This is a genomic window from Streptomyces sp. NPDC020731, assembly GCF_044334705.1.
In the GTDB taxonomy this organism is placed as follows: Bacteria; Actinomycetota; Actinomycetes; order Streptomycetales; family Streptomycetaceae; genus Streptomyces.
The window spans coordinates 434,631-446,859 of the sequence record NZ_JBIRTN010000001.1 but is presented as its reverse complement, the minus strand read 5'-3'; the positions used below and the strand labels follow the sequence as shown (position 1 = coordinate 446,859).

The window sequence follows — 12,229 nt, the reverse complement described above, 5'->3', positions numbered from 1 at the left end:
GGGGATGACAGACACGGACAGCAACCCGCAGGCGCCGTCGCGGCGTTCGCTGCTCGGCTGGGGCGGTGCCGGGCTCGCGCTCGGTGCCGCCGCGGCCGGCGGGGCGGTGGCGGTGGCCCGTACCGGCGACGAGCCCGACCCGGGCGTGGGCGCCGGTGCCGCGGTGGAGTTCCACGGGGCACATCAGGCGGGCATCGCCACTCCCGTGCAGGACCGGCTGCACTTCGCCGCGTTCGACGTGACGACCGACGACCGCGCCGAGTTCGTCGGACTGCTGAAGGAGTGGACCGATGCCGCGCGCCGGCTGACCGCCGGCCGTGCGGTCGGTGAGGGCGCGTACGGCGGCCTCGCCGAGGCGCCGCCGGACGACACCGGTGAGGCGCTGGGCCTCAAGCCGTCCCGGCTGACGCTGACGATCGGCTTCGGGCCGTCCCTGTTCGCGAAGTTCGACCTGGCCGGGCGGCGTCCCGAGGCGCTGGTCGAACTGCCGAAGTTCGCCGGGGACAACCTGGACCGCCACCGCAGCGGCGGGGACCTGTGCGTACAGGCGTGCGCGGACGATCCGCAGGTCGCCGTGCACGCGATCCGCAACCTCGCCCGCATCGGGTTCGGCCGGGTCGTGGTGCGCTGGTCGCAGCTCGGCTTCGGCAAGACGTCGTCCACGACGCCCGACGCGCAGACCCCGCGCAACCTGTTCGGCTTCAAGGACGGCACCCGCAACATCTCGGGCACCGAGCAGGACCGCCTCGAGAAGTTCGTCTGGGTCGGCGAGAAGGACGGGCCCGAGTGGATGGCGGGTGGTTCGTATCTCGTCGCCCGGCGGATCCGGATGCACATCGAGACCTGGGACCGGACCTCGCTGCAGGAGCAGGAGGACATCTTCGGCCGTGACAAGGGCGAGGGAGCTCCGGTCGGCAGGGCGAAGGAGCGGGACGAGCCGTTCCTGAAGGCGATGAAGCCCGACGCCCATGTGCGGCTGGCGCATCCCGAGGCCAACGCGGGGGCGACGCTCCTGCGCCGGGGCTACTCCTTCACCGACGGCACCGACGGTCTGGGGCGCCTGGACGCGGGGCTGTTCTTCCTCGCCTACCAGCGCGATCCGCGCACCGGGTTCATCCGCGTCCAGCGCAACCTGGCCCAGGACGCGCTCAACGAGTACATCCAGCACGTGGGTTCGGCGCTCTTCGCCGTTCCGCCGGGCGTCCGCGACCTGGACGACTGGTGGGGCCGGGCGCTGTTCTCCGAGGAGGCGTGAGCCGTGTTCTCCAACTATCTGATCGGTCTGCGCGAGGGACTGGAGGCCAGCCTCGTCGTCTGCATCCTGATCGCCTATCTGGTGAAGACCGGGCGGCGGGACGCGCTGAAGCCGGTGTGGGCCGGCATCGGGGTCGCTATCACCGTCGCGCTCGGTTTCGGCTGCGCGCTCGAATTCGGCTCGCAGGAGCTGACGTTCGAGGCGCAGGAGGCGCTCGGCGGTTCGCTGTCGGTTCTCGCGGTGTGCCTGGTGACGTGGATGGTGTTCTGGATGCGGCGCACCGCCCGGCATCTGAAGGCGGAGCTGCACGGCAGGCTGGACGCCGCGCTGGCGATGGGCACGGGCGCACTGGTCGTCACCGCGTTCCTCGCGGTGGGCCGCGAGGGGCTGGAGACGGCCCTGTTCGTGTGGGCTTCCGTGCACGCGGCCGGGGACGGCAGCCCGCGCCCGCTGATCGGGGTGGCGCTGGGGCTGGCGACGGCGGTACTGCTCGGCTGGCTGTTCTACCGGGGCGCGCTGAGGATCGATCTCGCCAAGTTCTTCACCTGGACCGGCGCCCTGCTGGTCGTCGTGGCGGCGGGCGTGCTGGCGTACGGCTTCCACGACCTGCAGGAGGCCGACTGGCTGCCGGGTCTGACGGACCTGGCCTTCGACGTCAGCGGCACCGTCCCGCCGGACAGCTGGTACGGCACGCTGCTGAAGGGCGTGTTCAACTTCCAGCCCGACCCGACCGTCCTCCAGGTCACGGTGTGGCTGCTGTACCTGGTCCCGACGCTCGCGCTGTTCCTCGCCCCGGTAGGGTTCGCCTCCGGGAAGGGGAAGGTGAAGGAACCGGATGAGCAGGGATCTCGGCCTTCGAAGGCTCCGCGGGCGCCGCAGGCTTGACACGTGCGTGCTCGTGGTCGCCCTGTCGGTGACGGCGAGCGGCTGTGTGGTGGTGCACGGTGAGCGCGAGGTGCTCCCGGCCGCCACCCGCGCCGAAGCCGCGAAGGCGCTGGAGGAGTTCACGGCCGCGTACAACAAGGCCGACAAGGCGTACGACAGTTCCCTGGACGCCGACCACACCACCGGTGCCCTCGCCGACATCGACGAGGCGCGGCTGAAGGCCGGGCGGGCCAACAGCCCGGAGGGCAATGCCGGGCACGCGCCGCTGAAGCTGACGGACGCGAAGTTCACCATCCCCGAGAAGGCCGGCTGGCCGCGCTGGTTCCTCGCCGACGCGGCCGGCAACAAGGGCGGCGGGTCGCGCTGGCTGCTGGTGTTCACCCGTGACGGGCTGGACGAGAGCTGGGAAGCGGCGTACCTGACGCTCGTCGCCCCGGACGACATACCGGAGTTCAGGACCGGCAAGGACGGCTGGGCCGAGGCCGTGCCCGCGAACTCGTCCGATGTGACGGTGCCGCCGGGCGAACTGAGCAAGGAGTACGCGTCGTTCCTCAAGGGCGGCGGGGGCGTCTTCTCGGACGGCCCGCACACCAGCGGGTGGCGGGCCCAGCGCGAGAAGAAGTCGTCGCGGCCGGGGCTGGCCACGCAGTACATCGACGAGCCGATGACGAACGGCGACTACGCGCCGCTGGCGCTGCGCACGAAGGACGGCGGGGCGCTGGTGTTCTTCACCACCCGTCACTTCGAGAAGCAGACCGCCGCGGCCGGGGCCTCGGTACCGACGCCGAACAAGGACGTGCTGGCGCTGACGACCGGGGAGATACGGCAGTCGCTGACGATGGAGTTCGTCTCCAACGAGGTGGCGCTGGACCCGGCCGACGGTGAGGTGGAGGTCCTGGGGCGGATCCAGGGCCTGACGTCGGCGCAGGGCGAGTAGGTCCCCGGCCCGGCTCAGTGGCGCAGGGGCCAGGCCGTGCCCGGCTGGCCGGACTGTTCGCCGATGTGGCGGGCGCAGGAGTCGGTGAGGACCTCCAGCAGGCTCAGCGGGTCCGGCAGCGGATGCTCGAGGCCGCGTACCCAGTGCACCGACCGGCCGTCGTCACCGGGGAGACGGGCGGGCGGTACGAGGACGTAGGAACCGCGGCAGTGCCAGCGCAGGCCGGGGTGCTCGTCCATGGTCTCCGGATGGCAGTCCAGCTCGCACGGCCACCACTCGTCCTCGTCCTCGGGGGTGCCGCGGGTGAGGGTGAAGAACAGCATGCGGTCGTCGTCGCTCTCGGCGACGGGGCCGACCTCGATGCCGGCGTCGAGGAGGCGGGTGAGCGCCTCCCGTCCGGCGTCCAGGGGGACGTCGAGGACGTCGTGCACCATGCCGGTGGCGGTGATGAAGTTGGCCTCCGGCTGGTGGCGGGCCCAGCGCTCGATCTGGGCGCGGTCGGTGGTGGACTGCGTCTGCCAGGCGAACGACACCGGGTGCCGGGCGGGGGTGGGACAGCCCACGCGGTCGCAGGAGCAGCCGTATCCGGCGGCGGGGTGGGCGGCGGGCGCGAGCGGCAGTCCCGCTTCGGCGGCGGCGAGCAGCAGAGTCTCACGGCCGCCCTCGTCGGCGGCCTGCTTCGGGCGGCGTCCGCGCAGCCACTGGGAGAGCCTGCCCTGTCGGCCGGTCCGGCCGCCGAACTCCGCGCTCATCTATCCCCTCGCCTCGCCGTCGTGCCACACAGCATGCCCTATGGTCCCACGATCGTGCGCGTCGGGGGGCTGGAGCACACAATCGGCGCAGGTGGGACGAGGTGGCCCCGACGGGACGAGAGGTGACGAAGGGGACGCGCGCGGTGAGGGCGCGTGCACCGGTTCGGGTGCCGTGGGGCGGCCTGCGGTGATCCGCGGACCTACCGTGGTCGCCATGGTCACAGGTGTCGCGTTGACGGGTTTGGCGGCCGTGGCTTCCGTGGTCTCGCTGACGCTCACGGGGCACGGCGGCGACCGCCCGCTGGAGTGGGGTGCCGGGCCGCTGACGGTGGACTCGCTGCCCCGGGTTCCGTACGTCGCCCATCGGGGCGGGGCGCGCGAAGTGCCGGAGAACAGCATGTCGGGGCTGATGGCGGCGTACCGGCGCGGTACGGCGCAGGTGCTGGACTTCGACACGCGGGTGCTGCGGGACGGCACGCCGGTGGTCTTCCATGACGCGACCCTGAACCGTACGACCTTTCTGGGCGGCGAGGTGCGCGGCCTCGACGCCGGGGAGTGGCGGGGCGTACGGCTGCGTCCGCGCGACCGGCTGCCGGGGAGCTGGCGCTCGGAACGGCCGCCGACGGTCGCCGAGGTGCTGGACCGGTTCGGCGGGCGGATCGTGCTGATGCTGGAGGTGAAGGATCCGCGCGGCCTCGACCGGCTGGCGGCGCTGATCCGGGCCCGCGGCCTGACCCGCTCGGTGTTCGTGAACACCAACGACCCCGGGGTCGCCCGCCGTGTCCACCGGCTGGGCCTGCCGGCCCAGCTGTGGCGCTCGGCCCGCCAGCTGCGCACCGACCGCCCCGAGCGCTGGCGCTCCTACGTCGACCTGCTCGACGTCGACATCAAGGCGCGGGACGCCGACCTGGGACGCGCGGTGCGCTCCGGCATCCCCCGCGTGTGGGCCCACACGGTCGTCACCCCCGCCCAGCGCGACCGCGCCCTGGCCCTGGGCTGCGACGGCGTCATCACGGACGCGCCGGGGCGCCTGGCCCGGCATCCGGCGCGGGTGCCGGGGAGGGTGAGCGCGGCGCTGGGGCGGTGAGGTGGCCGGCCGCCCGGTCCGGTCAACGGGGTGCGAGGCCGTTGAGGGCGTAGTCGACGAGGGTGTCGGTGTAGTCGTAGGTGATCGGGCCCGTGTACTGGAGCCAGCGCTGGGCGAGGGGGGAGACGAAGAGTTCCAGGGCGATGCGCGGGTCGATGTCGGGGCGGACGTCCCCGGCCTCCTGGGCGGCGCGCAGGCGGTCCACGTACAGCTGGAGCTGGGGTTCCAGCAGTTTGGCGACGAACCTGCGGCCGAGTTCCTCGTCGACGACGCCCTCGGCGGCCAGGGCGCGGGAGGGGGCCTCGAAGGCGGGGTCGTGCAGTTCGTCGACCGTGGCGCGCAGGACGTGCTTGAGGTCGGCGGCGAGGTCGCCGGTGTCCGGGAGGGCGTACGGGACCTGGCCGGCGGCCGCTGCCGCCTGCTCGCCCATGTCGAGGAACGCCTCCAGGAGTACGTCCGCCTTCGACGACCACCATCGGTAGATCGTCTGCTTGCCGACGCCGGCACGGGAGGCGATGCCCTCGATGGTGGTCCTCGGATAGCCGACCTCGACGACCAGGGCGAGGGCTGCGTCGTAGATGGCCCGCCGGGAGCGCTCGCTGCGGCGGGTGGCGTCGGGGGCGGACTGGTGGTGTGCGGCCATGGGACCGAACCTACCAGTTGACAAGACGGTGCGTCTCGCCGGACAGTGGTGAGCGTCAACAGCGAGACGATACGTCTCGTATCGAGGAGTCTTGTGAGAGGAGATCACCATGGCCCGAGGCGGAGCCGGAAACATGCTGGGAGTCGGCGGCACCCGACAGCACCTGGGCCGCAAGGCCCTGCGCGGGGGCGGACGCGGAGGCCGGATCGGCGGCGGCGGTGTCGACCCCCGGGCGCAGAAGCGGGAGCTGCTGCGCACGCTGCAGGAGAAGCGGCGGGAGGGGGACGGCGGGAAGGGAACGTCGCCCGGTCAGGCGTCGACGCGCGGCGGCCAGGGGTCGCCCCAGTCGGTGTCCCGGGCCGCCCGGTAGAGGTCGCCGTGGCGCTTGGTGACGGTGGTGCGGCGCAGGGAGGGGTCCGTCTCGCAGAGGTCGAGGAGGACCTGGCCCTTGCGGATCTGCGGCTTGCGGACGACGCGGGCGGGGGCCGGGGCGACCGGGAGGCGGGTGGCGGCGACGTAGCTGAACTTCTCGTCCTCGTAGGCGAGGGAGCCGCCCTTGACCTGGCGGTGCAGGGAGGAACGGCTGACCCGTGCCGCGAAGTGGCACCAGTCCGTGCCGGGGGCGATGGGGCAGGCGGCGCTGTGCGGGCAGGGCGCGGCGACGTGGAAGCCGGCGGAGATCAGGCGGTCGCGGGCCTCGATGACGCGGGCGTAGCCGTCGGGGGTGCCGGGTTCGACGATCACGACGGCCCGCGCGGCCCGGGCGGTGGCGTCGACGAGGGCGGCGCGGTCGGGGGCGGTGAGCTCGTTGAGGACGTAGGAGACGGTGACGAGATCGGTGCTCTCGATGGTGAGCGCCGTTCCGATGCGGGAGCGGTGCCAGCGGGCGTCGCGCAGGGCGGGGTTGGCGGCGGCGAGTTCCCTGCCGAGGGCGAGGGCGGGCTCGGCCCAGTCGAGGACGGTCACGGGGCGCCGCCCGTCCCAGGTCGCGCTCACCGCCCAGGCGGCCGCGCCGGTGCCGCCGCCGACGTCCACGTGGTCGCCGGGCGCCCACCCGGGCACGGCGTCCGCGAACGCCTCCAGGGCGGAGCGCACCGCCTCGAACGTCGCGGGCATCCGGTAGGCGGCGTACGCGGCCACGTCGGCCCGGTCCCGCAGGATCGGCGCCTCGGTCGGGGTGGCGCCCCGGTAGGTGGCGATCAGCCGCTCGACGGCCTGCGCGGCCTGCCGCGCCGGAATCCCGTCGAGCAGCCCGGCGAGAGCGGAGCGGAGGGTCTCGGCGGTGGGCAGCGAGGCGGGGGCGTTCACCCGGCGATTCTACGGGGCGGGCGTGGGCGGTGAGTGCCTCCTCGACGGCGGCGCCCACCCGTCCGGCAGGACGCACACCCATGCGATCACCGAGGCGTTCGAACAGCGCACGCCTCGGGTGCCCGGCCCCGGAAGAGGCCCCCTCACATCCCCCGCACCGCCCGCGCCACCCGCGTCGCCGCCCCCGCCCTCGGTGTGCTGTCCGGCGGGACCGGACGCCGGGGGTGGACCGTGTTCGCCAGGAGGATCACGTACGTGTCCGTGGCACGGTCCAGGACCAGGGACGTACCCGTGAATCCGGTGTGCCCCGCGGCGCCCCGGCCCGCCAGTTCCCCCATGAACCACGGCTGGTCCAGGGCGAAGCCCAGGCCCGGCGGGGTGAACAGCAGGTCCACGAAGCCGGGGCCGAGGATGCGGGCGGGACCGTACGACCCCCCGGCCAGCAGGGTGCGGCAGAAGACCGCCAGGTCCCGCCCCGTGGAGAACAGTCCCGCGTGGCCGGCCACCCCGCCCAGCGCCCAGGCGTTCTCGTCGTGCACCTCGCCCCGCAGCATCCCCCGGTCCGCCTTGGCCCACGGCCGTCGCTGGTCCTCCGTCGCCGCCGCGCCCGGGCACGGTCCGAAGCCGGTCGCGGTCATGCCGAGCGGCCGGGTGATGCCGTCGCGCACGAGGACGTCGAGCGTGCGGCCGGTGATGCGCTCCAGGAGGTGCTGGAGCAGCAGCATGTTCAGGTCGGAGTAGCAGTACGTGCCAGGCACGCCGACGGGTCGCTCCGCGCGCAGCAGCGCCAGGCGTTCCGCGTCGTCGGCGCAGTCGTACAGCGGGAGTTCGGGGCGCAGACCCGAGGTGTGGGTGAGCAGCTGGCGCACGGTGACGCCGTGCCGTACGGCCGCCGTGAAGTCCGGCAGGTACGCGCCCACGCGCGCGTCGATGCCCAGCGTGCGCCGTTCGATCTGCTGCACCACGGCCACCGAGGTGAACAGTTTGGTCAGGGACGCCAGGTCGAAGGGGGTGTCCACGGTCATCGGGACGCGTTCGGCCGACGGCAGTTCGACCGGGGTGTCCCCCTCCTCGTCGTACGCCGCGTAGCGCACGGCCCAGCCCGCCGCCTCCTGCACGGCGAGCACCGGGCCGCGCCCGACGACCACGACGGCGCCCGCCGCCCAGGGCCGCTCGCCGCCGGTCCGGGCGTGGACCTCCCGGACCAGGTGCCGGAGTTCCCCGGCGTCGAGTCCGGCCCGTTCCGGTGTGCCGTGGCGCAGTCGCGGCGCGCTCAGACGCCCCCGCCCTTCGCGCTCGTCCGCCCGCCCCACGGGCGGCACATCCCCAGGAAGCAGCCCAGTGCCACCAGGGCGGCGACCAGCTGGACGACGGCCATCGGGACGGCGGTGTCCTCCCCGGCGATCCCGACCAGCGGGGAGGCGATCGCGCCGATGAGGAAGGACGTCGTGCCGAGCAGCGCCGACGCGGAGCCGGCGGCGTGCCTGGTGCGCATCAGGGCGAGCGTCTGCGTGTTCGGCAGGGTGATGCCCATCGCGGACATCAGCACGAACAGCGCGGCGGCCACGGGCACCAGCCCGACCTCGCCGAACGTGCCCAGCGACATCAGCAGCAGCACGACCGCCGCGACGACCACCACGGCCAGTCCGATGCCGAGCACCCTGTCGAGGCGGACCCGGCCGACCAGCACCTTGCCGTTGATCTGCCCCATGATCACCAGGCCGATCGAGTTGAGCCCGAACAGCAGGCTGAACGTCTGCGGGGAGGCGCCGTAGATCTCCTGGATGACGAACGGGGAGGCGGCGACGTAGGCGAAGAGGGACGCGAAGGCGAAGCCGCCGGTGAGCGTGTAGCCGGTGAACGCGCGGTCGGTGAGCAGCCGGCGCATCGAGCCGAGCGCCTCGCCGACGCCTCCGTCGTGCCGGTCGGCGGGCGCCAGTGTCTCCGGCAGCTTCGCCCAGACGACGGCCGTCAGCAGCACCCCGACGACGGTGAGGACGGCGAACACGCCCCGCCAGTCCGTCACCCGCAGGATCTGCCCGCCGATGAGCGGCGCCACGATCGGCGCGACCCCGGAGATCAGCATGAGGGTCGAGAAGAAGCGGGCCATGGCCAGGCCGTCGTACAGGTCACGGGCGACCGCCCGCGCGATGACGATCCCGGCCGCGCCCGCGAGGCCCTGCGCCAGCCGGAAGGTGACGAGGAGTTCGACGGTCGGCGCGAAGGCGCACAGCGCGGTGGCGACGACGTAGACCGCGAGGCCGACGAGCAGCGGCCGGCGGCGGCCCCACCGGTCGCTCATCGGACCGACCACCAGCTGCCCGAACGCCATGCCGGCCAGGCAGGCGGTGAGCGTGAGCTGGACGGTGGCGGCGGGCGCGTGCAGGGACTGGGTGACCGCCGGCAGGGAGGGGAGGTACATGTCCATCGCCAGCGGTGGCGTGGCGGTCAGGCCGCCGAGGATGAGCGTGACCAGCAGGCTGGTACGGCGGCCGGTGGTCGCGCGGAGCGCCGCCTCCGCCGCCGTCAGGTCCGGGACGGCCGCCCGCCGCGCCGTGTCCGGTGCCCTGTTTTCCGTCGGATCCGCTGTCGAGTTCGATATGGACGCCCCACCCTCGGGCATGTGGCCCCTCCCTTTCCATGCCATCGGCTCCCTATGCTCTCAGCTCGTACGGAGTGCTCGGCGTCAACGGCGATGTCATGGGAGCGCTTCCACCGATATCCATTCACGATGTGACGAACGACACGAGCAGGGTGGGACGCATGACAGAGCAGAAGGTGCGCTGGGGCATTCTGGCGACCGGGGGAATGTCCGCGACGTTCACGGCGGATCTCGTGGACATGCCGGATGCGGAGGTCGTGGCGGTGGCGTCGCGGTCGGCGGAGCCGGCGAAGGCGTTCGCCGAGCGGTTCGGGATACCGCGGGCGTACGGCGACTGGGCGTCGCTGGCGCACGACGAGGAGGTCGACGTCGTCTACGTCGCCACGCCGCACTCGGCGCACCGCGCGGCGGCCGGGCTGATGCTGGAGTCCGGGCGGAACGTGCTGTGCGAGAAGCCGTTCACGCTGAACGCGCGGGAGGCGAAGGAGCTGATCGCGCTCGCGCGGGACAACGGGCGCTTCCTGATGGAGGCCATGTGGACGTACTGCCATCCGATGGTGCGGCGACTGAAGGCGCTGGTCGACGACGGTGCGATCGGTGAGGTGCGCCATGTGCAGGCGGACTTCGGTCTCGCGGGGCCGTTCCCGGCGTCGCACCGGCTGCGGGACCCGGCGCTGGGCGGGGGCGCGCTGCTGGACCTGGGGGTGTACCCGGTGTCGTTCACGCAGCTGCTGCTCGGGGAGCCGTCGGACATCGTGGCGCGAGCGATGCTCTCGGAGGAGGGCGTCGATCTCCAGACGGGGGCACTGCTCTCCTGGGAGAGCGGCGCTCTCGCTTCGGTGCACTGCTCCATCGTGGGCGGTACGGCGACCTCCGCCTCGATCACCGGTTCGCGGGGCCGCATCGACATTCCGCACGGCTTCTTCTTCCCGGAGCAGTTCGTGCTGCACCGGGACGGCCGGGACGCCGAGGAGTTCACGGCCGACCCGGCCGACGGCCCCCGCAACAGCCTCAAGCACGAGGCCGCCGAGGTGATGCGGGCCCTGCGGGCGGGCGAGACCGAGTCGCCGCTGGTCCCGCTCGACGGCACCCTCGCCGTGATGCGGACGCTCGACACGATCCGGGACCGCGTCGGCGTCCGCTACCCCGGCGAGACCCGCTGAGCGACACCCGCCCGGCAGCCGGGGCCCGGGCGGACCGCCCGGGCCCCGGCCCGTCCCGCGGACCGGCGCCCTCCGGGCGAACGGGGAGCCGCCCGGAACCGTGATGGACGTCGCGGACGTGACCCGTACGGCGCGGCACACGGCGGAGCTGCCGCTGGAGGCGAACATGCGGTTCGCGACCGTACCGGCGACGACGATGCCGTACGTGGGCCGGGGGCGGGGCCGGGGCCGGGGGCTTCCGGTGAACGGACCCTGCACAAACGGATTTTCAACGTCCGCACCATTGCGGCCGGTGGCGGACTTATGCTCAACTCTTCTACACCAAAGCTTCACACTTGGAGCAAGGGGCTTCCGCAGGCCATGTCCAGGGGGGAGGCGGCAGCCGTTCCACACCACCGGGTTGGGGGTGGCCCCGCGCGGGACCGCGGGTACACACCGGTGGGTGGAACGGCTGTCGCGTGAACCGGCCGGCAACCGCCCCCTAACGGCCGAGGATTCGCTCGACCTCGGCCATCTGCTCGCCGTTCAGCGCCCCCTTCTCGAGCGCCCCCGCGTTCTCCTCCGCCTGGGCGACCGACCGGAAACCGGGGATCGGCACGGTGCGCGGGCTCCGGGCCCACAGCCAGGCGAGGGCGCCCTGGGCGAGCGTGCGGCCGTCGCCGGTGAGTACGTCCCGCAGCGCGTCGACGCGCGCGAGCCACTCCGGGTCGGCGCCGGACCCGGCACCGAAACCCCGCAGCCAGGCGGGCGGCCTGCTGCGGATGTCCCCCTCCTGAAGCGGTTGCCGTCCGGCGTGCTTGCCGGTGAGCAGGCCCATGGCGAGCGGACTGCGGTTGACGGAGGCGAGCTCCGCCTCCTCGCACAGCCGCAGCATCTCGGGCGCGTCCGTGAGTACGTTGAGCGCGTGCTGTACGGCGGTGCAGTGCGGCCCCTTCGCGAACACGGCGGCGCGGGCCGGGTCGTCGGTGCTCCAGGCGTAGGCCCGGATCAGCCCCTGCACCACCAGTTCCTCGCAGGCGTCCCGCAGTCGGGCCGCCCGGTCGGGGTCCGCGTCGGCGAGATGGAGCTGGTACAGGTCGACGCGGTCGGTGCCGAGACGGCGCAACGAGGCGGTCAGGGCACGGCGGAGGTGCTCCGGGGAGTCGTCGCCGCCGGTGAGGGTGCGGGACTCCGGGTCGAAGACGTTGCCCCACTTGGTGGCGACGACGACCTCGTCCCGGCGTCGTCCGAGGGCCCGCCCGAGGACGTACTCGCTGTGTCCGGTCCCGTAGACGTCGGCCGTGTCGAAGAAGGTGACGCCCAGGTCGAGTGCGCGCCGGATCGCCCGTGTCGACTCCTCGTCGTCGACCTTGCCCCACCCCAGGGGCTGCCCGCCCGGGTCCTGCCACTCACCGCCGATCGCCCAGCAGCCGAACCCGACGGCGCTGACCTCGATACCGCTGCGTCCCAGTGTCCGTGTGGTCTCCATGCCCGGGAACGCTAGGAGTTGGAGTGCGCGCGAAGGCAAGCCGCCACTCGGAACCTGCGCCGGTGCCTGCGCCTGCGCCGGTGCCTGTACCTGTACCTGTGCCTGTACCTGTACCTGTACCTGTCAGTG

At 73.1% G+C, this 12,229-nt stretch carries 12 protein-coding genes and 1 pseudogene; 7 read left to right on the top strand and 6 right to left on the bottom strand.

All coding sequences use genetic code 11. From position 1 onward, the window contains the following. The first annotated feature begins 4 nt into the window (after nucleotides 1–4). The 3 genes from efeB to ACH4VX_RS02030 are packed head-to-tail and all read left to right on the top strand — an operon-like array spanning nucleotide 5 to nucleotide 3,077. Complete coding sequence (gene efeB, locus ACH4VX_RS02040) at nucleotides 5–1,255, top strand: iron uptake transporter deferrochelatase/peroxidase subunit (protein WP_398365149.1); 1,251 nt, start codon at nucleotides 5–7, stop codon at nucleotides 1,253–1,255. Between the two features lie 3 nt (nucleotides 1,256–1,258). Continuing rightward, on the top strand, nucleotides 1,259–2,140 hold the full coding sequence (efeU, locus tag ACH4VX_RS02035; protein WP_398365148.1) for an iron uptake transporter permease EfeU: 882 nt from the start codon (nucleotides 1,259–1,261) through the stop codon (nucleotides 2,138–2,140). Beyond that, nucleotides 2,091–3,077: a hypothetical protein gene (locus ACH4VX_RS02030; protein WP_398365146.1), complete on the top strand. Its 987-nt coding sequence runs from the start codon at nucleotides 2,091–2,093 to the stop codon at nucleotides 3,075–3,077. The genes efeU and ACH4VX_RS02030 overlap by 50 nt, the downstream gene beginning before the upstream one ends. A gap of 14 nt (nucleotides 3,078–3,091) precedes the next feature. Here the strand turns inward: ACH4VX_RS02030 and ACH4VX_RS02025 are convergent, their stop codons facing one another. After that, nucleotides 3,092–3,829, bottom strand: a complete 738-nt coding sequence (locus ACH4VX_RS02025; RefSeq protein ID WP_398365144.1) for a bifunctional DNA primase/polymerase — start codon at nucleotides 3,827–3,829, stop codon at nucleotides 3,092–3,094. Nucleotides 3,830–4,043: 214 nt separating this feature from the next. On the opposite strand from ACH4VX_RS02025, the gene ACH4VX_RS02020 reads away from it, so the two are divergent. Next, nucleotides 4,044–4,916, top strand: coding sequence for a glycerophosphodiester phosphodiesterase (locus ACH4VX_RS02020; RefSeq protein ID WP_398365142.1), 873 nt, complete (start codon nucleotides 4,044–4,046; stop codon nucleotides 4,914–4,916). Nucleotides 4,917–4,938: 22 nt separating this feature from the next. Here the strand turns inward: ACH4VX_RS02020 and ACH4VX_RS02015 are convergent, their stop codons facing one another. Next, the gene (locus tag ACH4VX_RS02015; RefSeq protein ID WP_398365140.1) at nucleotides 4,939–5,559 is read right to left on the bottom strand and encodes a TetR/AcrR family transcriptional regulator; all 621 of its coding nucleotides are present in this window, start codon (nucleotides 5,557–5,559) and stop codon (nucleotides 4,939–4,941) included. A 109-nt stretch (nucleotides 5,560–5,668) separates the two neighbouring features. Between ACH4VX_RS02015 and ACH4VX_RS02010 the strand changes: the two genes are divergently transcribed. Further along, the gene (locus ACH4VX_RS02010) at nucleotides 5,669–5,929 is read left to right on the top strand and encodes a DUF6243 family protein (RefSeq protein WP_398365138.1); all 261 of its coding nucleotides are present in this window, start codon (nucleotides 5,669–5,671) and stop codon (nucleotides 5,927–5,929) included. Here the strand turns inward: ACH4VX_RS02010 and ACH4VX_RS02005 are convergent. From ACH4VX_RS02005 to ACH4VX_RS01995, 3 genes are all read right to left on the bottom strand, one after another. Next, the gene (locus ACH4VX_RS02005) at nucleotides 5,869–6,867 is read right to left on the bottom strand and encodes a small ribosomal subunit Rsm22 family protein (RefSeq protein ID WP_398365136.1); all 999 of its coding nucleotides are present in this window, start codon (nucleotides 6,865–6,867) and stop codon (nucleotides 5,869–5,871) included. The two genes, ACH4VX_RS02010 and ACH4VX_RS02005, sit on opposite strands and share 61 nt — an antisense overlap. 143 nt (nucleotides 6,868–7,010) lie before the next feature. After that, the gene (locus ACH4VX_RS02000; protein ID WP_398365134.1) at nucleotides 7,011–8,189 is read right to left on the bottom strand and encodes a serine hydrolase domain-containing protein; all 1,179 of its coding nucleotides are present in this window, start codon (nucleotides 8,187–8,189) and stop codon (nucleotides 7,011–7,013) included. Beyond that, nucleotides 8,141–9,490: a multidrug effflux MFS transporter gene (locus ACH4VX_RS01995; protein ID WP_398365132.1), complete on the bottom strand. Its 1,350-nt coding sequence runs from the start codon at nucleotides 9,488–9,490 to the stop codon at nucleotides 8,141–8,143. Before ACH4VX_RS01995 ends, ACH4VX_RS02000 begins: the two co-directional genes overlap by 49 nt. Before the next feature lie 140 nt (nucleotides 9,491–9,630). Between ACH4VX_RS01995 and ACH4VX_RS01990 the strand changes: the two genes are divergently transcribed. Then, entirely contained in the window at nucleotides 9,631–10,632 is a 1,002-nt protein-coding gene (locus tag ACH4VX_RS01990; RefSeq protein ID WP_398365130.1) for a Gfo/Idh/MocA family protein, read from the top strand. Nucleotides 10,633–10,690: 58 nt separating this feature from the next. Beyond that, nucleotides 10,691–10,849: pseudogene (locus tag ACH4VX_RS01985) on the top strand (3-oxoacyl-ACP reductase); the annotation flags it as partial. Nucleotides 10,850–11,113: 264 nt separating this feature from the next. Here ACH4VX_RS01985 and ACH4VX_RS01980 read toward each other — a convergent pair. Further along, a complete protein-coding gene (locus ACH4VX_RS01980) occupies nucleotides 11,114–12,100 on the bottom strand; it encodes an aldo/keto reductase (RefSeq protein ID WP_398365129.1) in 987 nt (328 codons plus the stop codon). Nucleotides 12,101–12,229 lie beyond the last annotated feature (129 nt).